Here is a 23,118-nt window from a genome sequence, read left to right as displayed (position 1 = left end):
GATGCAAGGTTTAGGCGTCGCCGCCTGCGCCTCCGGTGGTGCCGGCGTTGACGTCGAGCAGTTTGTAGCGGTCAATCGCGTACGACGGCGCGCCCTCCTCAACCTCGCCCCTCGCCGCCAGCATCTGCAGGGTTTTGGTGACGATGGAGTGGGTGTCGTTTTTGAAGTAGCGGCGGGCGGCTTGGCGGGTGTCGGAGAAGCCGAAGCCGTCTGCTCCGAGGGAGGCGAAGTCGTTGGGGATGTATTGGCGGATTTGGTCGGGGATGGCTTTCATGTAGTCGGACACGGCGATGACGGGTCCGTTGTGGCCGTGGAGTTGTTTGGTGATGAAGGGGGTGGGTGTTTCCTGGCCGGGGTTGAGGAAGGCGTGTTCTTCGGCGGCGAGTCCGTCGCGTCGGAGTTCGTTCCAGGAGGTTACTGACCAGACGGCCGCGGCGACGCCCCAGTCTTCGTTGAGGATGCGGGCGGCTTCCAGGGCCCAGGGCACGGAGACGCCGGAGGCGAGGATTTGTGCGGTGGGCCGGTTGGTGTCCCCTTCGGGTGCGGGGGCGAGTTGGTAGATGCCTTTGAGGAGTCCGTTGATGTCCAGGTCGGCGGGTTCGGCCGGTTGGGTGATGGGCTCGTTGTAGACGGTGAGGTAGTACATGACGTTTTGATCTGACGCAGTTTTTATTCCTTGCGTGCTGTCATCGCCGTACATTTGTTCGAGTCCGTGGCGGATGATGTGGCCGATTTCGTAGCCGTAGGCGGGGTCGTAGGTGCGCACGGCGGGGTTGGTGGAGGCGAGCAGGGGGGAGTGTCCGTCGGCGTGTTGGAGTCCTTCGCCGGTGAGGGTGGTTCGTCCTGCGGTGGCGCCGATGATGAAGCCGCGGGTCATTTGGTCTGCTGCGGCCCAGAAGGAGTCTCCGGTGCGTTGGAAGCCGAACATGGAGTAGAAGACGTAGATCGGGACCAGGGGTTCGCCGTGGGTGGCGTAGGAGGTTCCGGCGGCGGTGAATGCTGCGACGGCTCCGGCTTCGTTGATGCCGGGGTGGATCAGTTGTCCGGCGGGGGATTCTTTGTAGGCCAGGACGAGGTCGCGGTCCACGGAGAGGTAGTTCTGGCCTTTGGGGTTGTAGATTTTCGCGGTCGGGAAGAACGCGTCCATGCCGAAGGTGCGTGATTCGTCCGGGACGACCGGGACGAGGCGGTGGCCGAAGTTTTTATCGCGCATGAGGTCTTTGAGCAGGCGCACGAAGGCCATGGTGGTCGCGGCTTGTTGTTTCCCGGATCCGCGTTTGGCGATGTCGTAGGATTTGGCTTCGGGCAGGGTCACGGGGGTGTGGCCGGGGCGGCGTTCGGGCAGGAATCCGCCCAGTGCTTTGCGGCGTTCCATGAGGTACTGGATTTCCGGGGCGTCCATGCCGGGGTGGTAGTACGGGGGCCGGTAGAGGTCCGCGTCGAGTTGTTCGTCGCTGATCGGGATGCGCAGGTGGTCACGGAAGGCTTTGAGGTCTTCCATGGTCAGTTTCTTCATTTGGTGGGTCGCGTTGCGGCCCTCGAAGTGCGGGCCCAGGCCGTAGCCCTTGACGGTTTTGGCCAGGATGACGGTGGGTTTGCCCTTGAACTCGGTCGCTGCCTTGTACGCGGCGTAGACCTTGCGGTAGTCATGGCCGCCGCGTTTGAGGTTCCAGATCTGTTCATCGCTCAGGTCCGCGACCATGTCCTTGGTCTGCGGGGTGCGGCCGAAGAAGTGTTCGCGGACGAACCCGCCGGATTCGGCCTTGTAGGTCTGGTAGTCCCCGTCGGCGGTTTCGTTCATGAGTTTGACCAGCGCACCGTCGTGGTCCGCTTCCAGGAGGGAGTCCCATTCCCGGCCCCAGACGACCTTGATCACGTTCCAGCCCGCGCCGCGGAAGAACGCTTCGAGTTCCTGCATGATCTTGCCGTTGCCGCGCACCGGCCCGTCCAGGCGCTGGAGGTTGCAGTTGATCACGAAGTTCAGGTTGTCCAGGTTCTCGTTCGCTGCCAGCTGCAGCAAACCCCGCGATTCGGGCTCGTCCATTTCCCCGTCACCAAGGAACGCCCAGACCTGCTGGTCGGAGGTGTCCTTGATCCCGCGGTTATGCAGGTACCGGTTGGACTGGGCCTGGTAGATCGCGTTCATCGGGCCGATACCCATCGACACGGTCGGGAATTCCCAGAACCCCGGCATCAGGCGCGGGTGCGGGTAGGAAGACAGGGCATGGCCTTCCTTGGACTTCTCCTGCCGGAACCCGTCCAGATCCTCCTCGCTCAACCGCCCTTCCATGAACGCACGCGCGTACATGCCCGGGGACGCGTGGCCCTGGAAGAACACCTGGTCCCCGCCCGAAGGATGGTCCTTGCCGCGGAAGAAGTGATTGAAACCCACCTCATACAACGTCGCCGCGCCCGCGTACGTGGAAATATGCCCGCCCACCCCGATATCGGAGCGCTGCGCCCGGTGAACCATCACCGCCGCGTTCCACCGCATATACGCCCGGTACCGGCGCTCGAACTCCTCATTACCCGGGAACTCAGCCTCCTGATCCACCGGAATCGTGTTCACGTAATCAGTAGTGGTCACCATCGGAACACCCACGCTCCGGGCACCGGCACGCTGGAGCAACGAACGCATAATGAACTGCGCACGCTCAGTACCCTGCTCAGCGATCAACGCATCAAGGGACTCAATCCACTCCGCAGTCTCTTCCGGATCACGATCAGGCAGCTGGGCAGTCAACCCGCTGAGGATGTGTGAGGTCTCTTCTCCTGCAGCCACGTCCAACCTCTCTTCATTGAATGTCTGGGCGCTTGCTCTGTGGGGGCGCTCAAGGAATTTCGTATTGTGAGAATAAAATTCTGCAATTCGAGATTACGCACGCGTGGTGGGCGGCGTCAATACGGATTGCTGGACCGATACAGTCAACTCCTCCGCCCCCGGCCAATCAACAGAATGTGACCCGACAGACAGTCGACCCCTTGACCGCGCGTGATGTAGGTCATAAAGTGTTTTCACTATTCAATAACTAGTTTCCACCTGACGGAAACAGTACGAAGTGGAGATCCACGATGCAGACGACTTCATCAGTCGGCGTCACTGGAGCTCCGGAAGAAGACGCACATAAAGGTGGAGGACACCTTCCTTCCGTTGGAAATACGGAACTCTGCGCCATAGCTTCCGAAGCATCAGGCCGTACCATCAGCCCCAGCCTCTACAACATCGACCTCGCACCCACCAAGGTGGAGGGCCGTAAGTGGACCAGCTACAGCATCTTTACCCTCTGGGCCAACGACGTCCACAGCCTGGGTAATTACGCCTTCGCCATTGGCCTCTTCTCCTTGGGCCTTGGCGGCTGGCAAATCCTCGTTGCGCTGGGAATCGGGGCAGTGCTGCTCTTTGCCCTGCTCAACTTCTCCGGCTTCATGGGGCAGAAAACCGGTGTTCCTTTCCCGGTCATGAGCCGTATCAGCTTTGGCATTCGGGGAGCCCAGCTCGCCAGCCTGGTCCGTGGCGCCGTTGCTGTCGCCTGGTTCGGCATCCAGACGTACCTCGCTTCAGTGGTCCTGCGCGTCCTGCTGGTAGCTGTGGCACCCGGGCTCAAGGACCTGGACAGCAATTCCATCCTCGGCCTCTCCACCTTGGGCTGGCTCTCCTTCGTTGCACTGTGGATCGTCCAGCTGGTCATCGTGAGCTTTGGCATGGAAATGATCCGCAAGTACGAGGCCTTCGCCGGGCCCATCATCCTGGTCACCATGGCCGCCATCGCCGTGTGGGTCTTTGTCGAGGCCGGCGGTGCCATCCAGTGGTCCGGCATCAAGGGCCTTGAAGGTACGGAGATGTGGCTGACCATCTTCGCCGGCGGTGCCCTCTGGGTGTCCATCTACGGCACGTTCGTCCTGAACTTCTGCGACTTCACGAGGTCTTCCACGTCCAAGAAGTCGATCGTCAAGGGCAACTTCTGGGGCATTCCCATCAACATGCTGGTCTTCGGCGCAATCGTCGTGGTCATGGCCGGCGGACAGTACAAGATCAACGGAACGGTGATCGAAAGCCCCTCGGACATCGTCCAGAGCATCCCGAACACGCTCCTCCTGGTCCTGGCTTGCCTTGCACTGCTGATCCTGACCATCGCAGTGAACCTGATGGCAAACTTCGTGGCTCCGGTCTACGCACTGACCAACCTGTTCCCGCGGCACCTGAACTTCCGCAAGGCGGCCTGGGTCAGCGGCACCATCGGCCTGGTCATCCTTCCGTGGAACCTGTACAACAACCCGATCGTCATCGTGTACTTCCTCGGTGGCCTTGGCGCCCTGCTCGGTCCGTTGTTCGGCGTCGTGATGGCCGACTACTGGCTGGTCCGCCGCGGCAAGGTCAACGTCCCCGAGCTTTACACCGAAGACCCGAAGGGTGCGTACTTCTACAAGCGCGGCGTCAACCCCCGGGCCATCATCGCCATGATCCCGGCCGCAGGGCTGGCCATCGCCATCGCTTTCATTCCGGGCCTGGCCGCGGCCGCGCCGTTTGCCTGGTTCATCGGAGCGGGCGTCGGAGCGCTGACGTACTTCGCTGTGGCTGACAAGAAACAGGCACACCTTGACGTCTCCGGCGAGCCGATCGCCGTCGCAAGCACCCACTAGAAGCAAAACCAAGGCGCTGCCCGTCCTCCCGGTTCCGGACCACGGTCCCACCGGTCGCAGGGCGGGCGCTGCCCGTTGAGAGGAAAAACCATGCGCATTCTTGTTGCGAACGTGAACACCACGCAGTCCATGACCGATTCCATCGCCGCCCAGGCCCGCGCTGCTGCCGCGCCGGGTACGGAGATCGTCGGGATCACCCCGCGGTTCGGCGCCGATTCCTGCGAGGGCAACTTCGAGAGCTACCTTGCCGCGATCGCCGTCATGGATGCAGTGGTCAACTACCCCGAGCCTTTCGATGCCGTGATCCAGGCAGGCTACGGTGAACACGGGCGCGAGGGCCTGCAGGAACTCCTCGATGTCCCCGTAGTGGACATCACCGAGGCAGCAGCCAGCACGGCCATGTTCCTCGGTCACAAGTACTCGGTGGTCACTACCCTGGACAGGGCGGTTCCGCTGATTGAGGACCGTCTCAAACTGGCCGGCCTGGACGCCCGCTGTGCTTCCGTCCGTGCCAGCGGTATGGCGGTCCTGGAGTTGGAGGCGTACCCGGAGCGCGCCGTCGAGGCGATCGTAGGGCAGGCTGAAGAAGCCGTGGGCAAGGATCACGCCGAGGTGATCGTCCTGGGCTGCGGCGGAATGGCAGGCCTTGACGAGCAGATCCGCCAGCGCACCGGCGTTCCCGTGGTGGACGGGGTAGCCTCCGCCGTCACTATCGCCGAGTCCCTGGTCCGCTTGGGCCTGACCACTTCCAAGGTGCGCACCTTCGCCACGCCGCGTCCCAAGACTGTCATAGGCTGGCCCATAACCCAGGCAGCCCGGACTGCTGCACGCTAGGCGACCACCCGAAAGGCATCCATATGACTGACCCAAGCCTGCCCGCAGACCCGAGGGTCGCCGTCGTCACCGGGGCCGGTTCCGGTATTGGCCGCGCAGTTGCCCGGCTCATGCTGTCCGAGGGTTACCGGGTGGCGCTGGCAGGGCGGCGCGAGGCTCAGCTGCTGGAAACAGCGGACGGCCACCCGGACGCGCTGGCGGTCCCGTGCGACGTTACAGTGCCCGACGACGTTGCGCGCCTTTTCGAACAGGTGCGGCAACGCTGGGGACGGGTTGATGTGCTGTTCAACAATGCCGGCATCTTCGGGCCGGCAGGCGACGTGGGGGACCTGGACATCGCGGAGTGGGAGGCCACGCTGCGGGTCAACGTGACTGGCTCCATGCTGTGTGCCGCCGAGGCCGTCCGGACCATGAAGGCACAGGAGCCACAGGGCGGCCGGATCATCAACAACGGATCCATCTCCGCGCATTCACCCAGGCCCAGGTCTGTTGCGTATACCGTCACCAAGCACGCGATGACCGGCCTGACCAAGAGCATCGAGCTGGACGGCCGCGACTTTGGCATCACCTGCGGACAGATAGACATCGGCAACACCCGCACGGAGATCATGGACACCATTGGCGTTGGTTCCGGTGCCCTCCAAGCCGATGGGTCCCGCAAAGTCGAGCCGATGTTTCCTGTGGATGATGCGGCCCGCGCCGTGCTGATGATGGCCAACATGCCGCCGTCGGCCAGTGTGGGATCCGTGGTGGTGACCGCCGCCGGCATGCCGTTCATCGGCCGCGGCTAGGAGTTTCCCGCCTGGCGCCCAAGGTGCGCGTACCGCCCCGACCAACATTGAGCCCAAGAAGCCCCCGACAAGCCGGAATTTCCGGCGTGTCGGGGGCTTCCTGCCGTCAAAGTGGGTCGTGGCCGCACGCCGCAATGGCATACCAAACTAGATGTTACTTCCGTATTATGGAAAATTAATTTCCCCTTGCGGAATGATGTGAGCAGGATTACATTGAAAACATCCCCCAAATGAGGGGCCTGTTCCCAAACTGATTGGTTCAGATCAATGAAGATCCCAGACTCTGCGGCGCTGAAGGCGAGTTCGGCTCCGCGGAAGAAGAAGCCCCTGTATAGGTCGCTCTTCTTCCAAATCCTGATCGCCGTCGTCGCAGGTGTACTCATCGGCCACTTTTGGCCGACCATCGGGTCCACCCTCCGGCCGTTGGGCGATGGTTTCATTCAACTCATCAAGATGATCATTGCCCCGCTGATCTTCCTCGTGATCGTCACGGGTGTCTCAGCGGTCGGCGACGTCAAGGCGGTCGGAAGGGTCGGGGTCAAAGCACTCCTGTACTTCACCGGCGCCACCCTTTTCGCCCTCGTCTTCGGACTCATCGTAGGTAACATCGTCCAGCCGGGTGCCGGCCTGAACATCGATCCCGCGACGCTGTCCCAGGACGCCCTCAACGCCGAGACAGGCAACGCGCCGCCCAAGGATGCCGCAGCCTGAAGTACACCCGCGAAGAATTCCTGCTGGCACTCGGAACCGCCTCCACGGAGGCCGTCATGCCGCGCATCATGACCAAGCTGACCAACGCCGGCTGCTCTCGGGCCACCACCGGCCTGGTGGTCCCCACGGGTTACTCCTTCAACCTTGACGGCGCCGCGATCTACCTTTCCATCTCACTGCTGTTCCTGGCGCAGGCGTTCGGGCACAACCTGGACCTCGGCCAGCAGCTCGCGGCGCTCGGTGTGCTGCTGCTGACCTCCAAGGGCATGGCAGGAGTTCCGGGTTCATCGTTCCTGGCCCTCTCGGCAACCGCCGCAGCCCTGGGCATCTTCCCGGTTGCCGGCGTCGCACTCCTCCTCGGTGCGGACCGCCTCATGGACTCCATGTGCGTTGTGGTGAACCTGCTCGGCAACTGCGTGGCGACCTTCGTGGTGGCCAAGTGGGAAGGTCAATTCGACCGCAGCGTCATGCTCCGTGCTTTCAAGGGCGAGATCACCAACGAGGATTCGGCCATCATGCTCGGCAAGGAAGACGTCTACGAGGAGCAGGAACTGCAGCGGATCACCGGCGGCCAGAACCCGTCGCCCAAATTCCGTGGCGGTCCCACCCCCGACAACATTCCACAGTTCGAAATGAGCAAGAAGGGCCAGTCCGAAACCCCGGTCTGTCCCGACTGACTCCAAACAGCCGCGCGATGCCCCCAAGACCCGGTCTTGGGGGCATCGCTTGTTTCCGCCGGCTATCGGGTTTGTGCCTAGAGCGGCAGGAGCGTTGAAAGGTCCGCGCGCAGGCCGGAAGCTGCCACACGCCCGGCGGCAACGGCCTCTCCCCACGTGGTCCGTCCGGTCACCAGTTCAAGCCAGGTGGCGCCGTCGGTCTCGATGACGTTCGGGGGAGTGCCCCGCGTGTGCCGCGGACCCTCCACGCACTGCGTCACGCCGAACGGCGGTACACGGACCTCCACCGAATTACCCGGCGCGCGTGCGGTGACTTCCTCCAGCGAGTAGCGGACCGCCATCGCTATGACGGAGCGCGACGGCGGGGTCCCGGCTCCGTCGCCGCCGGAACCTTCCCGGGGCCCGACGGCGGACTGCCAGGCTTCCAGCGCGGCGCGGCCCTCGTTGATGTCGACGCGGCGTCGTGCAACTGCCATGAACTTCTCCTAAACCTGCGTATCAGTCTTAGTCGAGCAACGCGGACACGGCATTGCCCAGCCGGATCCTGCCTACTTGCCGTCCGCCGCCGAGGACGGGTTCCACCACGCGCTCCAGCACGTTGGAGACCGCCGGGATGTCCACGGCGCCGCTCACGGCAAGGAGCGTCAGGCCTACCAGCGACGTGGCCCGAAGGTTCCCGTCCAGCACTTTGACGGCCACGGTCGCGCCGGTGTCCGTGGCGAGGACCAGCACGCCTTCCGCGCCGATCTTGGCCAGGACTCCCAGCTCTTCCATGACGGTGGTATTCGCTTCGCCCCGGCCTTGCACGGCCCACGGGTAGTCCAGCATGGACGTGGCGATGGTGGCGGCCCGGGCATTCGAAGCCGGGTTCCCGGGCGATTGGGCCAAGCGCGAGTAGGCCCGGGCCAAGCCGGTCAAGGAGATCGCCGCAACGGGTGCGCCGCAGCCGTCGATGCCCAGATGCGCAATCCGCTGGTCGGCGTACTCCTCGATCACGGCGCGCACTTGCTGCTGCAGGGGGTGGTTCGGCTCGAGGTAGCTGCGGAGGTCCCAGCCGTTTTCCACGCACGCCCAGAGGAAAGCTGCGTGCTTGCCCGAGCAGTTGAAGGCGAGCTTCGACTGGCCCCGCTCGGTCCGGACCAGCCAGTTCCTTGCGGTCTCGTCCTGGGGCCAGGCTGCGGGGCACTGGAGCTGGTCTTCCTTCAGCCCGGCCGCTTTCAGCATGCCTTCAACCACGTCCATGTGATCGAGGGAGCCGTTGTGGCTGGCGCAGGCGAGGGCCACCTGTGCACCGCGGAGCGGGACGCCGGACTGCATGGCGGCGAGGGCCTGGAACGGCTTGAGGGTTGAGCGGGCCATGACGGGGGCGTCGATGTCGCCGAGGCTCGTAACCACATTCCCGTCTCCGGACAGGACCACCGCGGAACCGATGTGCCGGGACTCGATGAAGCCGCTGCGTTCGATCACTGCAAGTTCGACGGCGGACTCAACGGTGAACGTTTCATGGGAACTCAGTGGCATGTGCCCAGTCTAGGTGTACTGTCCCGGCAGGTTGATGACACGGGGCTGGAATTGACGAAGTAAAGAGGACCTCCGGGTGTTATGTGGAGCTTGTCGAGAGCAAACACAGATACCAGGAGGTCCTCGTGTCCCACTCTAACGCGATCCTTGCCCCTGCCGGTCGGTTGAAGCTGGCCCGGTGTGTGGTCGATGGTCACTTGCCATTGCGTCTAGCCGCTGAGCGGTTCAATGTCTCTGTCCCGACCGCTGCCCGGTGGGCGAGACGTTACGTCGAATGCGGGGAAGCGGGCATGCTGGATCGTCCCAGCCGGCCCCTGAGCTGTCCGCACCGCAGTTCCGTGCGGACAGAACATCGGGTCGTGGGCCTTCGGACCTCCAGGCGGTGGGGGCCAGCACGGATCGCCTACCACCTGCATCTGAACATCTCCACAGTCCACCGGATCCTGCACCGCTATCACTGCCCTCCGCTTCGCTTCACGGACCGTTCCACGGGGATCAGGATCCGTCGCGAACACGCCCGCCGCTATGAGTACGCGTGGCCTGGAGAGATGATCCACGTTGATGTGAAGAAGCTCGGCCGGATCCCTGAGGGCGGAGGCCACCGGAGCGTGGGAAGACCGGCCGGTGAGGCGAACAAACGAACCCGGAACTCGGCCGAGGGCGTTTCCCGAGGACGCGGCCTGCTGCGCGGTTACACGTTCATCCATCACGCCGTCGATGACCACTCCCGGTACGTCTACTCCGAGATCCTTCCCGATGAGACCAAAGAGACCGCCGCGGCCTTCATGCGTAACGCGATCGCAGCGTTCGCCGCGCACGGCGTGAAGATCCAACGGGTCCTGACCGACAATGGCTCCTGCTACAGGTCCCGCCTCTTTGCCCAGACCCTGACGGATGCAGGCATCCGACACAAACGCACCAGGCCCTACCGGCCCCAGACCAACGGCAAAGTAGAACGCTTCAACCGCATCCTCTTGGAGGAATGGGCCTACGCCCGGCCCTACACCTCAGAAGCCGAACGCCAAGCCTGTTACCAGGACTTCATCGAGCACTACAATCGCAGCAGGCCACACACGGCACTCAAAGGCGCCTCCCCAGCCAGCCGTGTCACCAACCTACCGGGTTAGTACATCTAGGCGGCGCGGGACGCCGGGAGCGGGTCATCCCTGCCGGGTCCAACCTGCCGGGTCATGCACGCAGGGTCATCCTTGCCGGTCATCCTTGCCCAGGGGGCTGACACACCTTAGGACTCGCACGCCTTCACAAAGTACCCTTGAAGACTGTGAAGGTACTCGTCATTGGCCCAGGCGGCCGCGAACACGCCATTGTCCGCTCCCTGCTTGAAGATCCCAACGTCTCCGAGGTCCACGCGGCGCCCGGAAACGCAGGCATCAGCAAACTGGTTCCCACCCACGCGATCGACGGGAACAGCCCGGAAGCCGTGTCCGCCCTTGCCACCAAGCTCGGCGTGGACCTGGTAGTGGTTGGTCCGGAAGCTCCCCTCGCTGCCGGTGTTTCCGACGCCGTCCGTGAGGCAGGCATTCCCGTTTTCGGTCCTGGCAAGGAAGCCGCCCAGCTTGAGGCATCCAAGGCTTTTGCGAAGCAGATCATGGCCGAGGCCGGCGTGCCGACCGCCATGGCCCGGGTTGCCGAGAACGCCGAAGAAGCCGCCGACGCGCTGGACACCTTGGGTGCTCCCTACGTTGTGAAGGACGACGGACTGGCTGCCGGCAAGGGCGTTGTTGTCACCCGTGACCGCGACGAAGCCCTGGCCCACGCGCAGGCCTGCTTCGACGCCGGCGGAACCGTGGTGATCGAGGAGTTCCTCGACGGCCCCGAGGTATCCCTGTTTGTTCTTTGCGACGGCCGCAACACCGTCCCGTTGTCCCCGGCGCAGGACTTCAAGCGCATCTTCGACAACGACGAAGGCCCCAACACCGGCGGCATGGGCGCCTACACCCCGCTGGAGTGGGCACCGGAAGGCCTCGTCCAGGAAGTCATCGACCGCGTCGCCCAACCCACCGTGGACGAGATGGCCCGCCGTGGCACGCCTTTCATCGGGGTCCTGTACTGCGGCCTCGCGTTGACCTCCCGCGGCACCCGCGTCATCGAGTTCAACGTCCGCTTCGGCGATCCGGAGACCCAGGCCGTCCTTGCCCGCCTCAAGACGCCGCTCGGTGCGCTGCTGCTGGCAGCTGCCAAGGGCGAACTGGACACGGCAGAAGAGCTGCGCTGGTCCAAGGACACGGCGGTCGCCGTCGTCGTGGCCGCCGAGAACTACCCGGACACGCCCCGCACGGGCGACCGCATCCGCGGCCTCAAGAAGGTTGACGAGCTGGACGGCGTCCACGTCATCCACGCCGGCACCAAGCTGGACGACGACGGCAAGGTGGTCTCGGCCGGCGGCCGCGTCGTGGCCGTTGTTGCGCTCGGTTCCGACCTGGTGGACGCGCGCGAAAAAGCGTACGACGGCGTGGAGCTGATTCAGCTCGAAGGCGCACAGTTCCGTACGGATATTGCAGGCAAGGCCGCCCGCGGGGAAATCCACGTACCGTACGGCGCCACCGGAAGCATCCCGAAAGTGCAGGCCTGAGCCATGACTGATTCCCTTCCCACCGGCGGCCTTGAGACGGAGGCTTTGCAGCTTCCCGGCTGGACGCACGTGTACTCCGGCAAGGTCCGCGACCTCTACGTTCCCGCCGATGAGTCCATTAACGAGAAGTTCGGGCAGGAGTGCGTCCTGGTGGTGGCCAGCGACCGGATTAGCGCCTACGACCATGTGCTCAGCAGCGAGATCCCGGACAAGGGCCGCGTGCTGACGCAGTTGAGCCTGTGGTGGTTCGATCAGCTGGGTGTTGAGCACCATGTGCTTGCTTCCACCGTTGAAGGCGGTGTTCCGGCGGAGGTTGAGGGCCGGGCCATGATCTGCAAGAAGCTGGACATGTTCCCTGTGGAGTGCATCGCCCGCGGGTACCTGACCGGTTCCGGGCTGGCCGAGTACAAGGAATCGGGCACGGTGTGCGACATTCCGCTGCCCGAGGGCCTGGTTGACGGGTCCCGCCTGAAGAAAGCGCTGTTCACGCCGTCGGCCAAGGCCGAGGTGGGCGAGCATGACGAGAACATCACGTACGACGACGTTGTGGCCATGGTTGGCGACGACATCGCTGCACGCTTGAGCGAGCTCACCCTGAAGATCTACACCCGCGCCGAGGAGATCGCCCATGAGCGCGGCATCATCCTGGCGGACACCAAGGTGGAGTTCGGTATTGACGCTGCTACTGGGATCATCACCTTGGGCGACGAAGTCCTGACTCCGGATTCTTCACGGTTCTGGGACGCGTCCACGTACGCGCCGGGTAAGTCGCAGCCGTCCTATGACAAGCAGTACGTCCGCGACTGGCTGACCTCCGCGGAATCCGGGTGGGACAAGTCCTCGGACACCCCTCCGCCGGCACTGCCTGCCGAGGTTGTGGAGCGCACCCGCGCCCGCTACGTCGAAGCGTACGAGAAACTGACGGGCCGCACCTTCGCGTAACCCCGCCCAACTGACTGGCAGTAGGGGTTGTTCTGAGCGCTCAGAGCAACCCCTACTGCCAGTCAGTTGGCGCTTAAACGGCTTTCGGGTGTGTTGCGGCGGCGCGGCGTTCGGCCAAGCGGATTTCCAGGACCGCGTCCATGGCCTGCTGGACACGGTCTGAGGCACCCGCCGCGCTGAAGTCGTGCTGTGCTTCCTCCAGGAAGTGAAGCGCCTCGGCGGTTTCGCCCGCAGCCTTCAACGACTTGCCGAGCAGAAGTGAGACTTCGCCGGCAGTGTGCCGGGCCAGGACCTTGCGGTCCTCGTAAATCTCCCGCAGTTTGTCGACGGCGGCAGGAATATCACCGGTCAGGTACAGCCAGCGCGCACGGATGAAAGCGACTTCGAGCTGGTCGGTCTTGTTGCCGCCCACAATGGACAGGGCCAACTCGGCCCGCTCGATGGCGGACAACGTCTCCGGCTCAACGATTCCGGAGGACAGCCGGACTGCGGCGGAGGCCTTGTTGAAGCGCGCCCACAGTTCGATGTCGTTGGCGGGGGAGAGGAGCTTGGCGGCCCGTTCGTGGTGCTTGATGCCCTCTGCGTAATCGTGGCGCATGAAGGCGACGTTGCCCACCACCCAGGCCACCTCGCCGGCGAGCTGGGACATGGAGTGCTCATCCATGTGCTCGATCATCGCAAGGCAGTACTCCCACGCCTCATCCAGTTTTCCGCTCTCAGCCATTGCACCGATCAACGCCCGGTGGGCGCCGATGATCAGCGTGGATCCCTTGGGCAGCTGACTGGAGAGTTCAACTGCCTTCTTGGCATGCTCGACGGCGGTGGCTAGTTGGCCTTGACCGTGGCACACAGCAGCAAGCATCTGCCAGGCGCGCACTCCCAAGCCTGCGGACTCGGTGGCCATAGGGTGTTCCAGCAGGTGTTCGACAATCTGCTGGCATTCCTTCAGCAGGCCCTGCTTCATGACGCACTCGGCCTGCATGTAGGTCATGTTCCACCAAGCGCTGTTGTTCTTGGCTTCCAGGGCGATCTGCGCTGCCGTTGCTGCATGACTGGCGGCTAATTGGTAGTCGCGGAGGTCCCAGGCCTGCCGGGCGTAAAGACCGGCCAGGACGTACTCGGCGTCACTGACTGAAACGGGCTGGCTCCAGGCCTCCAAGGCCTTAGGTGCCAATTCCAAGCGCCGGGCGAGTTCCTCGATGACCTCTTGGGTGGGCTCGCGCCGTCCGGTTTCAAGCAGGGAGATGTAGCTCGGGGAGTACAGGTTCTTACCCAGCTCGGCCTGGGTCAGACCGCGTTCCAGCCGTTCGGCACGTAGTTTCTCGCCGAATCCGTTTCCCACGGGTTCCTCCCTCCGGTGTCTTTCGACCCAAACCTTGACAGTGTCTGTGGAAAACATTTTACAATGTATGTCAACAGGGACCGCGCAATTTCCGTAACGAATCCGACTCGCATTGGGGAACAATATGTTCAAGAAACTCGCCGCCTCGGTGGCACTGGCAGGCGCGCTTGCGTTCACGGTTGCGGCTCCCGCAGTCGTCTCCGCGGCTTCGACCGTTGAATCCGACACTTCGCTCAGTGCCATTGGCAACTGGCCTGATCCGATGCGCGCAAGCGTAGCGGCACCCACCAAGACAACGGAGACGACGTACACCACCTCGTCCATCGGCAACTGGCCGGATCCGATGTAATTAATCATTCGACTGGAACCCCGGAGCATCACGAGCAGCTCCGGGGTTTCTTTTTGCGTTTTATGCGTGGACAGCCCGGCGGCGCAACCGTGAGTCTCGTGCCTTGAGACAAGGCCCCGGGCTCAACTTAAAACAAAAAAGGCGCCGACTTCTCGACGCCATTTTCGTGTTTGGTCGAGATCCTAGGATGTTACTCGAACCGGGCCAGCTTCAAGATAGATCAGATGACGACCATCGCTGCTGCCATGAAAAGGATGGACTCGGGTCAGTCCAAGCCGCGCCCGCCACAGCCAGTCCGCAAGATCCAGCGATACCGGCTCACGGATCGCTTCACAGCTGACGAGCTCAATCGGCTGGTCGCTCGATACCAAGCCGGCGAAATGAGTACGGCTCTTGCTCGCGAACAGGGTATCGCCAAGTCGACCTTCTTGCGACTGCTCGCGGAGCATGGCGTCGGTACCAGACCTCGCGGCCTGACGCCAGCCAAAGAGAAAGAGATTCTTCGGCTCCGGAGGCAGGGGATGATCATCCGTGAGATCGCCAAGCGAGTCGGGTGCAGTTACGACACCGCCAGACTGTTTCTCTTGGCGAAGGGCTCGGACTAGCTTCTGCTCTTGTTGTCTTCGTCCTGCTCTTCGCGTGCCATCTCGACCAGGGCCTTGAGTAGCTTGTTCAGGTCTGGCTTTGGTCGGACGACGCCGTAGACAACGACCGGGCCGCCACGTCGAGCTGGCACCTTATTCTGCTTTCGTCCTTCGGCGGATGCCTGTTGTTTCGTTTGTCGCTGTGTATGCTGAGCGACGGCATGTTCGATCCGCCGATACAGCTTGCCGCTGACGTGGCGAAGTTGTGGATGATCGCGCTGGATTATGTGGAGGTGATTGCGGAACTGCTTGAGCGTCAGTTCTTCACTTGGCCGGTAGAAGGTATGGATCTTCCACTGTTCGGTGGCTGACAGGACTGCCAAGCAGGTCTGTTTGCTTGGATCCGTCCAAGCCGTTCGTAAGAACAAGTGACGGTTGTACTGTTCGCGTTGGGTGACTCGTGGCATGGTGCCTCGCTTTCTCGCTCACTAAGGAGTGGGCGAGGGTGTCCGAGTCTCATCCAGCGCAGAGGCGAAGGGAAGCGCTAGATATTTTTCAGATGATCGACGTACCCGTCCAAAGCGTCCGCGATGTCGGCATCATCTTTGAATATGTCGTACACCCCGAAGTTCGGCAGGATATCGAAGCCCGTGAACTTGTAGTTCGAGGTGATGTGAAGCAGAAGGTCATCCGTACCTTTTCCTTCGAACAGGACGCCGTCCGCATTGTTGAAGGATTCCTTGGGTGCGTTCCAGGTGGCGGCTACCATGAACTTCTTGCCCTGCATGTGGCCGCCCGTTCCGTACTGGCGGCTCGGATCGCTGCGGGTGCGACCATCGTTGTCGAGCAGGGTCTTGGAGTGGAGGCCGTTATTGAAGACTTCATCGACATACTTCTTGTAGATCCATGGTGCTGAAAACCAGTTAATGGGTTGATTGGGCCCCCGTTAGCAGTCCAGCGTCTATGCGGTAGCTAATTGGTTTTCTTGCGTCCAGGTTTCCCAGTAGCGTTTCGGCGTCGTGCCGTCCAGGGATCCGTGGGGCCGTTCATGATTGTAGATAGTCTTCCATTCCTCGGCCAAATACTTCGCTTCGGCCATGGTGTCCATGATCTCTCCGGAGAGTTGTTCCCTTCTGAATTGGGCGTTGAAGGATTCGATGAAGCCGTTCTGCCAAGGTGAGCCCGGGTCGATGAAGGCGGTGTCGACTCCGGCGGTATCGCACCAGTCGATCAGTGCGGCGGCGGTGAATTCGGGGCCGTTGTCACACCTGAGGTATGTCGGTGCGGTGCCGGTTTCGGCGATGATGTTCTCCAGCACCGCGACCACGTCAGTGGCTTTGAACGACCTTCGCGGGATGACGGCCAGCGCCGTGCGGGTGTATTCATCGATGACGTTGAGGAACCGGATGTGCCGGCCGCAGGAGGTCACGTCGGATTGGAAGTCGAAGCTGACCACGTGCATCGGATACTGGGCTGTGAGGCGTTTCTGTTCCCCGGCGCCGGGCCCGGTGCGGCGCTTCTTCCGGGCTCTGGGTTTGCAGGTCAGGCCTTCGTCGCGCCAGAGCCTGCGGATGCGCTTCCTGTTCAGCGCTACCCCGTCCCACGCCGGCTGGGCCAGCAGGTGCCAGCGGGCCTTCCGCCAGCCCCACGCCGGGTGCTTCATTGCGATGGCACGCAGCTCCGAGCGGAGCTGCGCCTCTTCGAAGCCCATGTCGGGTTTCTTTTTGCGGAACGCGGACCGGTTCTGCCCCAAGACCTTGCAGGCGAAGCGTTCGGATGCCCCGAACTTCTCCGTCGCCATGCGCACGGCACGGCGACGTGGTTCGGGGCTCAGAATTTTCCCTTCGCCACCTCGTTCAGGATGTCGATCGCCAGTTCCTTCTCCGCCAGCAACCGCTTGAGCCGGGCGTTCTCCTTCTCCAGCTCCTTGGTCCGCTTGGACGCTTCGGCGTTCTTCTCAGACCCGTACTGGTTCAGCCAGCGGTACCAAGTCGCCTCGGTGACCTGGAGCTCCTTGACGACCTCGACCATCGGACGGCCATCGTTGAGCATCTTTTGGCCCTGCCGGACCTTGGCGATGACCTGCTCCGGGGTGTGTCTGCGTGCCATGATTCGTGAATTACCTCCTGTGTCCATTCTCGGACACGAAACTCACACAAACACTGGACTGCTCTCCGGGGACCCAACCAGGGTGTCTGGAGGATCACCAGATCGGCATCAACGTGCTTTTGCACTTCTTCTTGCGGGTCGTAGCCACGTTCGATATATGTCTCGGTGACGGTGTGTCCAGTATCGGTATAAAAAGACTTTGCGATGTCGGTCATGGTGCTATTGAGGGTGCCTTCTGACCATCCGGGATAGTTCAGATGAGCATCAATAAGTAGAACATTCATGTGTGATGAATTCCTTTCGAGTGTGGCAGGCCACGTTAGATAGTAGTTCGAGATTCTTTAACTTCTTTTGCTATAGCGATCGCCTTTTCGCTAACCTTGGCTGCCTGGTCCAGGTCTTTGTTCTGCACGGCTCGCCAGTAGTCGGCTTTGGTTTGCAGGTAGTGCCGGCGAAGCTTGAGGTTGCGCTCCTCTTCGGCCAGTCTGCGGTTCTGCTCATCGAGTAGCTTGATCTGGTCCGGTGCCGCACCTTCGCCGCGTTCGACGTTGCTAAGGTATTCCTTCATATCGTCAATCGACATGCCGGTGGCACTAAGGCAGGCAATAGACACAATGTAATTAATGTCATCTTCGCTATAGACACGGTATTTGCTGCTTGCATCTCTCGTGACGTGGGGGATCAATCCAATTGTCTCGTAGTAGCGCAGTGTACTGTCTGTTAGGCCACTTAATACCGCGGCTTCTTTGATCGTATAGCTTTGTTTTCGATCAATCTGAGTACTCATATATTTAGTTTAAAAGGTTCAAGTACTTCAAGGCAAGAGATTGCCAGCGGTGTAGCGTATCCCACAACACCTGCGGTACCTCCAACAGGGGGGAGGGTGTCGTGATGACTGCGTCGAAGGACCGTACCGGAGCCAAGGCACCTTAGAGGTCTCACTCGAACCAAATAACAGGGGTCGGTGACTGCCTGGCTATTGCTACGAAACCGTACCGCAGGCACGAAAAAGGTCGCTGAATTGCTTCAGCGACCTCTGTTTTCGATTGACAAATATTGAGAATGATTCTCAAATTGGTCGAGATCCTAGGACACTACTCGAACCGGGCCAGCTTCAAGATAGACAAGTTCAACATCATCCGCCACGCCCTGGATCGTATCGATGCAGCTGAGCTCCGTCGTCCTCCGGCCAAGAAGCCTCGTCCCACGCAGCGCTACCGTCTGGCGGATCGCTTTACGCCTGAAGAACTTAATCACCTCGTTACTCGCTACCAAGCAGGCGAACCAAGTACGGCACTGGCTCGTGAGAGCGGTATCGCTAAGTCAACCTTCCTACGCCTCCTCGCCGAGCGTGGCGTTGACACCAGGCCGCGCGGCCTCACCCCAGCCAAAGAGAAGGAGATCCTTCGGCTGCGCAAGCATGGGATGGTTATTCGAGATATCGCCAAGCGCGTTGGCTGTAGCTACGACACTGCCCGCCTGTTTCTATTAGCCAGTGACAGGACTTGAGTTTGCCCTAGGTACATGATTAGTCAGTGCGCATGGGGTGAGGCTGCTAGTTGGTGTCATCGCTCGGCATTCAGCGCCTCAGCTATTCCGTAAGCATTGACCTCTGATAACTGGTCAATGATGTCAAGGCAGCGTCCTCGCCGCTCCGCGTCACCTTGCCGGTATACGCGCAAGACACTAACGACGATGGGCTGCGCGAGCGCGCTGTGAGAGGTACGGATATCCCCAACTTCTGCGCCAGCGATCTTAAGAGCGCGCTCGCAAGCAAGCAGGACAAGTTCCGGGTCGATTGTCTCGACGGGCTCAAGTTCCATGATCAGATCGTCGAAGTGCGCTTCGAAAGCCTCGCTTGATACAAAGCCTTTAACGAGTTTTGATACGGTCGATGGCCGCTGAGTCGCGAGATAGCGTATCGTGCTGGAGGATTGCTCCCGGACTAACTTGTCTGGATCATTGAAAAGCGAAATCAGGAGGTCGGCCGACTCTTCTGGGTTGGCTGCGAATCTTTCAGCTGCGCCGCGACGAGCATCGACTGGTAGTTCACCGACCTCTTGGGGTACACCCGTAGGCAGCGAGTCGCGGTACGAAAGTAGTGCCCAGAGGCGGCCAGCCCTCAACGCCACATGACCAGGCCCTTCAAGGCCTCGCGTGAGGAACTGCCCGAAGCGCTCGGGTTCTCGGACTAATAGGTACGACATGAGTCGTTCGACGTTGCGGGTGTCGTACAGTTCGATGTCTGCGTCGAGCAGCGCTTCACCCAGGTCATAGGCGCGCTCCGGTTCATGGTTCATAAGTGCCAGCACGGCTTCGGCTGTTTGCGATCGCACACCTAAGTTGGAATCAACCGCGAGTGTCTCTACGACGGGCCGGAGTATGTTGAGATAGTCGGCTGACTGGAAGAGTATCGCCGCCGCGGCGCGAGCCACATGGCCCCTTGTGCTGTTCAGGCCAGCCATATCAATGTCGCCACCGAAGTAGTTATCGCCAGTGCCTGTTTCGGTTCTTGCCCATTCACGATCAGGGTCAGGGTCGTCGATGTACATAGTGAGGAGTGTCACCATGCGCTCGGAGACTGGTTTTCCCTGTTGCGCGGCCGTACATATTGCCTGGCCAACATGCGAGGCGTAGGTGCGTTGAGCATGCTCGCAGAGGTCCGCCAAAAGGTCGGTTTCAATCTTCGGGGCCACGGCGCGAATTACGGCATCCATTGCATGAGGACTTACGCTGTCATCAAAACCGAGCGCGAGCTTAGCGAATCGCTCGGGTTCTCGCTCCGCTTGTTGTCCTAGCGTCTGCGCAAGCTGGTGCGCGCCTCCAACTGGTTGGTCGCCGCGCCAGTCGGTCTTGTCCGAGGTGTACTTCTGCAGCGCGCTCATCCATTGTTTGTCTGACATTACCTGAGCTGCAGCGTCTGGGATTGGCGAGGCGACAGCGCCTCCTGTTACGCCTCTCGGGGCGACTGACGGCTGAATCGCTGGGAAGCGTCGCTGCAGTTCGAGCAGTTGCTGTCGACCGGCCTCTGACATGCGGGAAGAGTCGAGAGCGGAGAGTAGTCGCAGCCGAGTGCCTGCTATATATCCTGGCCTCTCTGGCTCTGGCGCGTGTGTCAGGACGAGGACCTCCAGGCGAGAGAACAGTTCTTCGCTGCATTCGCCGGACCAGCGGTTGATGAGCGATCGGCTAGCCCAGCTGGTGTTATCCACGTAGCCAAGTTCGAAGTTCCGCGTATCACTTGTGAGCCAATCGATCGCCTTGTCGGCTGGACCTCGCTCTGTCAGTGCGATGCACGCGAGGAAGCGCAGTTCCTCGCTTTCGAAGCTGCTTAGCCGTTCGATATAGTCGTCGCAAAGATCCGGCGCCGTCTTCGCTAGCGCAATGAGGGCCGTCCGAACACCGTCGAAGATCTTGTCATCGACGGTATAGGCAGAGCCGCGGTTCCGGAAGGCCCAGCGAGAACCCATGGGAAGGTAACCTTTGACTTGTCGCTGGTTTGCTAGTGCCACCACCTCTACGAAGCTCAGCACATTAGCTAGATAGTCTTGGGGCGCTTTAGTACTGATTTGCGCGATAACTTGATCACTCGGGGAATGCTCTGGTAGCTGACCCGTTTCAAACGGGTCGTCAGATCCTTCGGCCTGGGCTCGGGTAAGGCCTCGGTTGAGGTATGCACCGATGAATCGGGCTGCAGCGGAGAGGTCATCTCGAGCGAGTCCGAAGACTATGGACCAAAAGTCACTATTCACGGCGATAGGCCCCCTTGCATCATCAAGGTCGCCTCGCTCTAGTAGCTCGATAGCCAGTTCGACTGACTCAGGTTTCAAGGACCACTCGACCATAGACTTGAGCCGCAAACGCCACTCGTCACTCGCACCCATGTACGGACGCACAAGCTCAACGACACGCGCAGGATGGTCGCGGGCAATGAAGCGAAGGTGGCTGAAAGCTCTGTCGGTTTTCGACGGGTCGTTGAGCCATTCAGACCATTTTCCGAGAGCGTCTGCTGCTGCGAACCATGAGGGCCGGTTCAGGATGCCAAGAATTCTCCATGCGATTCTGCTATCGCTCCACGCTAGTTCGTCAAGAGCGAGCCAGTCATCGGTAGTACCTTCTACTTGCTCGAGGACGTCAACGACGACCTCCTTCAGGTGTGAGCGAACTTTGGTGGACCCGAGCAATTGCTGCACCGTGTGACGGAACTTTTCTTTGTCGGTTGCAGCAAAGTGTTCCAAAATCTGCCGAACCTGCGCGCGTCGAAACAGATGCTGCCCAGATCCAACCACGAAATCGAGAAGGCTCTCATCGGCTGCTACGAACCTTCGAGCGAACAGATAGTCGAAATATGACTCATGGAAGAATGAGAGGATGCCTTGATCGTTGATAGAGAGGACATCAGCGGACTCAAGGGCATGGACCTCGTCGCGGGGGAACAAGTCCAGGATGGGGGCTGGTGCCGACAGACGCTCATTCTCGTTCATGTATCTAACGAGCGTGTCCATAATCGCCGCCCACTGCAGGTGGCCGACGGACAGCTCGATCGACTGGCGGACCTCATCTGTATACCGATCATAAAGGCGTTGCAGGCTTGGATAGACCTCTTGCCGCGCAGCTGCTGACAATCGCAGGAAGATGCTGAGATGTAGAGGAGTTCGGAGGAGTTCGATTGTCACATCAGACCCAGGGACCGGGATGTTGCACTCGGTCAGCTTTGCCTTTACGTCATCGGCGCTTAGTTTGTCGACGTGGATGCGGTTCGCGGTTGTGGCGTCACAAAACCGTGCGAAGCGCGGATCGGATTCGAGATCAACAGTACGCACGACGAGGAGCACCTTGATATTAGGCGCGGACGCAACTTCATCTAGTACCTCAGCGATGGCGTCGTAAACTTCTGTGATTCGTCCGCTGTACGTTCCGACTGCATCGAGCTGATCAATAATTAGGAGTCCCGGACTTCCGTCGGCAACGCCAGCTAAGACAATGCCAGGGGAGTTATCTCCTAGGCCAAGCTGATCTCCAAGTTTGGTGGAGGTTGCTGCGGATGGCTTGACTACGCTCATGTTAGCCGCGGCCACCCACCAGCCGGACGTTTGCAGCTCAGCAGCGATTGCTGCTGCGATGGTTGATTTGCCATATCCTGCGCTGCCGTCCAGAACGACTAGCTGCTTGCCAGCCTTGTCAGTGAGGCAGTCGCGCAGTTTATCGAGGTGCGCCGATTGCACAAGGCCGATGCTCGGCCGGCTGGCATTAACATGACGAGCATGGCGTTCGACTGTCTTGCGGAGATTGTTGATAAAAGAGGCATCTCCCGCCAAGTGGCGACGGTGGAACCCTTTCGACTCGAGGTGTGTCCAGATTTGGGGAGCCGTGAGCTGCTCGTGCATATGGTCGTCGCAGAAGTTTCGGACTTCGCCAAGGACAACCTCCGGGGCGTCCGAGAACAGGATTCGGAATTCCAACGCCACAAGCTGGCGTAGGTTTTCAAATGGATACGGCTCGACGTAGATCGACCGTAGAGCAACATATGCTTCGTCGGGTGTGATCCCCCAAATTGTGGCGAGCTTCAAGAAATCAGCGTCATCGGCGCTGCTTAGGGCGGTTCTAAACTCAACTGAACTATCACAGTCCCGGCTGCGCTGAGCCAATGTATCGAAGGGCATGGATTCGGTTGAGACGATGAGTTTGAATCGCCGACCTGCCTGGACCTGTGTGAGTGCACCCGCTAGGACGCCCTCGCTTTTGAGCTTGTTGATCGTCCAATTTCCTGCGCGAAGCTTGACCTGCTCGCCCCACGTGACGCCCGCGCGATCGACTTCAAATTCGATTCCTTCGCCACCGACACCGGGCGGCTCCAGTCGCAGTCGGCTCGCGCTACCAGTAAGGAGGTCGGCTACTACTCGAGCCGTCCACCAGTGTTCATACCGGTTACCTTCTTTGTCGGCAGCTCCGCCTGGTAGCGCTGTCATAATCCCGTCATTTCTCCTTTAGGCAGGATGAAGTTAATCGCGAAAGATTCGCACT

At 61.0% G+C, this 23,118-nt stretch carries 18 protein-coding genes and 1 pseudogene; 9 read left to right on the top strand and 10 right to left on the bottom strand.

Features of this window, described 5'->3' with window-relative positions; all coding sequences use genetic code 11:
- Nucleotides 1–10: 10 nt before the first annotated feature.
- Nucleotides 11–2,782 carry a pyruvate dehydrogenase (acetyl-transferring), homodimeric type gene (gene aceE, locus QN084_RS06835; RefSeq protein ID WP_182263998.1) on the bottom strand — a complete coding sequence of 924 codons (2,772 nt, stop codon included), beginning with the start codon at nt 2,780–2,782 and terminating at the stop codon, nt 11–13.
- A 290-nt stretch (nt 2,783–3,072) separates the two neighbouring features.
- Here aceE and QN084_RS06830 point away from each other — a divergent pair, with 290 nt between their 5' ends.
- The 4 genes and pseudogenes from QN084_RS06830 (at nt 3,073) to QN084_RS06815 (ending at nt 7,654) form a co-directional block, all read left to right on the top strand.
- A complete protein-coding gene (locus QN084_RS06830) occupies nt 3,073–4,641 on the top strand; it encodes an NCS1 family nucleobase:cation symporter-1 (protein ID WP_021473770.1) in 1,569 nt (522 codons plus the stop codon).
- A gap of 90 nt (nt 4,642–4,731) precedes the next feature.
- Complete coding sequence (locus QN084_RS06825; protein ID WP_021473771.1) at nt 4,732–5,475, top strand: aspartate/glutamate racemase family protein; 744 nt, start codon at nt 4,732–4,734, stop codon at nt 5,473–5,475.
- A 23-nt stretch (nt 5,476–5,498) separates the two neighbouring features.
- The gene (locus tag QN084_RS06820) at nt 5,499–6,266 is read left to right on the top strand and encodes an SDR family oxidoreductase (protein ID WP_069696540.1); all 768 of its coding nucleotides are present in this window, start codon (nt 5,499–5,501) and stop codon (nt 6,264–6,266) included.
- Nucleotides 6,267–6,533: 267 nt separating this feature from the next.
- Nucleotides 6,534–7,654, top strand: a pseudogene (locus QN084_RS06815) (cation:dicarboxylate symporter family transporter).
- A gap of 77 nt (nt 7,655–7,731) precedes the next feature.
- On the opposite strand, the gene QN084_RS06810 reads toward QN084_RS06815, so the two are convergent.
- Nucleotides 7,732–8,130, bottom strand: a complete 399-nt coding sequence (locus tag QN084_RS06810; RefSeq protein ID WP_021473775.1) for a sterol carrier family protein — start codon at nt 8,128–8,130, stop codon at nt 7,732–7,734.
- A 28-nt stretch (nt 8,131–8,158) separates the two neighbouring features.
- Nucleotides 8,159–9,175 (bottom strand): asparaginase, encoded by a 1,017-nt coding sequence (locus QN084_RS06805; RefSeq protein WP_021473776.1) that lies wholly within the window; start codon nt 9,173–9,175, stop codon nt 8,159–8,161.
- Nucleotides 9,176–9,300: 125 nt separating this feature from the next.
- Between QN084_RS06805 and QN084_RS06800 the strand changes: the two genes are divergently transcribed.
- The 3 genes from QN084_RS06800 to QN084_RS06790 all read left to right on the top strand — a co-directional run bounded on the left by QN084_RS06800 (nt 9,301) and on the right by QN084_RS06790 (nt 12,710).
- Entirely contained in the window at nt 9,301–10,302 is a 1,002-nt protein-coding gene (locus tag QN084_RS06800) for an IS481 family transposase (protein ID WP_069696677.1), read from the top strand.
- 155 nt (nt 10,303–10,457) lie between these two features.
- Nucleotides 10,458–11,768, top strand: coding sequence for a phosphoribosylamine--glycine ligase (purD, locus tag QN084_RS06795; RefSeq protein ID WP_069696413.1), 1,311 nt, complete (start codon nt 10,458–10,460; stop codon nt 11,766–11,768).
- A 3-nt stretch (nt 11,769–11,771) separates the two neighbouring features.
- Nucleotides 11,772–12,710: a phosphoribosylaminoimidazolesuccinocarboxamide synthase gene (locus QN084_RS06790; RefSeq protein ID WP_069696412.1), complete on the top strand. Its 939-nt coding sequence runs from the start codon at nt 11,772–11,774 to the stop codon at nt 12,708–12,710.
- A 73-nt stretch (nt 12,711–12,783) separates the two neighbouring features.
- Here the strand turns inward: QN084_RS06790 and QN084_RS06785 are convergent, their stop codons facing one another.
- On the bottom strand, nt 12,784–14,052 hold the full coding sequence (locus QN084_RS06785) for a helix-turn-helix domain-containing protein (protein WP_069696414.1): 1,269 nt from the start codon (nt 14,050–14,052) through the stop codon (nt 12,784–12,786).
- 124 nt (nt 14,053–14,176) lie between these two features.
- On the opposite strand from QN084_RS06785, the gene QN084_RS06780 reads away from it, so the two are divergent.
- A complete protein-coding gene (locus tag QN084_RS06780; RefSeq protein ID WP_021473780.1) occupies nt 14,177–14,401 on the top strand; it encodes a hypothetical protein in 225 nt (74 codons plus the stop codon).
- A gap of 182 nt (nt 14,402–14,583) precedes the next feature.
- Here the strand turns inward: QN084_RS06780 and QN084_RS06775 are convergent, their stop codons facing one another.
- The 5 genes from QN084_RS06775 to QN084_RS06755 form a co-directional block, all read right to left on the bottom strand.
- Nucleotides 14,584–14,850: a hypothetical protein gene (locus QN084_RS06775; RefSeq protein WP_139126899.1), complete on the bottom strand. Its 267-nt coding sequence runs from the start codon at nt 14,848–14,850 to the stop codon at nt 14,584–14,586.
- Between the two features lie 152 nt (nt 14,851–15,002).
- Nucleotides 15,003–15,452, bottom strand: coding sequence for a hypothetical protein (locus QN084_RS06770; protein WP_139126898.1), 450 nt, complete (start codon nt 15,450–15,452; stop codon nt 15,003–15,005).
- 77 nt (nt 15,453–15,529) lie between these two features.
- A complete protein-coding gene (locus QN084_RS24015) occupies nt 15,530–15,889 on the bottom strand; it encodes an NAD(P)H-dependent oxidoreductase (RefSeq protein ID WP_352231364.1) in 360 nt (119 codons plus the stop codon).
- A gap of 57 nt (nt 15,890–15,946) precedes the next feature.
- Nucleotides 15,947–17,094 (bottom strand): IS3 family transposase gene (locus QN084_RS06760; protein WP_139126917.1). Its coding sequence is split into 2 segments (ribosomal slippage): nt 15,947–16,821 and nt 16,821–17,094, totalling 1,149 coding nucleotides; the frame shifts between segments, so codons are not numbered across the junction.
- 319 nt (nt 17,095–17,413) lie between these two features.
- Nucleotides 17,414–17,881 carry a MerR family transcriptional regulator gene (locus QN084_RS06755; RefSeq protein WP_069696526.1) on the bottom strand — a complete coding sequence of 156 codons (468 nt, stop codon included), beginning with the start codon at nt 17,879–17,881 and terminating at the stop codon, nt 17,414–17,416.
- 275 nt (nt 17,882–18,156) lie between these two features.
- Between QN084_RS06755 and QN084_RS06750 the strand changes: the two genes are divergently transcribed.
- The gene (locus tag QN084_RS06750; protein ID WP_069696527.1) at nt 18,157–18,603 is read left to right on the top strand and encodes a helix-turn-helix domain-containing protein; all 447 of its coding nucleotides are present in this window, start codon (nt 18,157–18,159) and stop codon (nt 18,601–18,603) included.
- A gap of 56 nt (nt 18,604–18,659) precedes the next feature.
- On the opposite strand, the gene QN084_RS06745 is transcribed toward QN084_RS06750, so the two are convergent.
- Nucleotides 18,660–23,063 carry an NACHT domain-containing protein gene (locus QN084_RS06745; RefSeq protein ID WP_084033137.1) on the bottom strand — a complete coding sequence of 1,468 codons (4,404 nt, stop codon included), beginning with the start codon at nt 23,061–23,063 and terminating at the stop codon, nt 18,660–18,662.
- Nucleotides 23,064–23,118: the final 55 nt, after the last annotated feature.

Source organism: Paenarthrobacter sp. R1 (assembly GCF_030264015.1).
Taxonomy (GTDB): domain Bacteria; phylum Actinomycetota; class Actinomycetes; order Actinomycetales; family Micrococcaceae; genus Arthrobacter; species Arthrobacter ureafaciens.
The sequence above is the reverse complement of the archived record's forward strand: the minus strand, read 5'-3'. Positions and strand labels throughout refer to the sequence as shown.

What these genes read in the sequence shown, in the direction of transcription:
- QN084_RS06830 (WP_021473770.1), top strand. Translation starts at nt 3,073, where the DNA reads ATGCAGACGACTTCATCAGTCGGCGTCACTGGAGCTCCGGAAGAAGAC.
- QN084_RS06825 (WP_021473771.1), top strand. Translation starts at nt 4,732, where the DNA reads ATGCGCATTCTTGTTGCGAACGTGAACACCACGCAGTCCATGACCGAT.
- QN084_RS06820 (WP_069696540.1), top strand. Translation starts at nt 5,499, where the DNA reads ATGACTGACCCAAGCCTGCCCGCAGACCCGAGGGTCGCCGTCGTCACC.
- QN084_RS06810 (WP_021473775.1), bottom strand. Translation starts at nt 8,130, where the DNA reads ATGGCAGTTGCACGACGCCGCGTCGACATCAACGAGGGCCGCGCCGCG.
- QN084_RS06805 (WP_021473776.1), bottom strand. Translation starts at nt 9,175, where the DNA reads ATGCCACTGAGTTCCCATGAAACGTTCACCGTTGAGTCCGCCGTCGAA.
- QN084_RS06790 (WP_069696412.1), top strand. Translation starts at nt 11,772, where the DNA reads ATGACTGATTCCCTTCCCACCGGCGGCCTTGAGACGGAGGCTTTGCAG.
- QN084_RS06780 (WP_021473780.1), top strand. Translation starts at nt 14,177, where the DNA reads ATGTTCAAGAAACTCGCCGCCTCGGTGGCACTGGCAGGCGCGCTTGCG.
- QN084_RS06775 (WP_139126899.1), bottom strand. Translation starts at nt 14,850, where the DNA reads ATGCTCCGCGAGCAGTCGCAAGAAGGTCGACTTGGCGATACCCTGTTC.
- QN084_RS06770 (WP_139126898.1), bottom strand. Translation starts at nt 15,452, where the DNA reads ATGCCACGAGTCACCCAACGCGAACAGTACAACCGTCACTTGTTCTTA.
- QN084_RS06755 (WP_069696526.1), bottom strand. Translation starts at nt 17,881, where the DNA reads ATGAGTACTCAGATTGATCGAAAACAAAGCTATACGATCAAAGAAGCC.
- QN084_RS06750 (WP_069696527.1), top strand. Translation starts at nt 18,157, where the DNA reads ATGATTCTCAAATTGGTCGAGATCCTAGGACACTACTCGAACCGGGCC.
- QN084_RS06745 (WP_084033137.1), bottom strand. Translation starts at nt 23,063, where the DNA reads ATGACAGCGCTACCAGGCGGAGCTGCCGACAAAGAAGGTAACCGGTAT.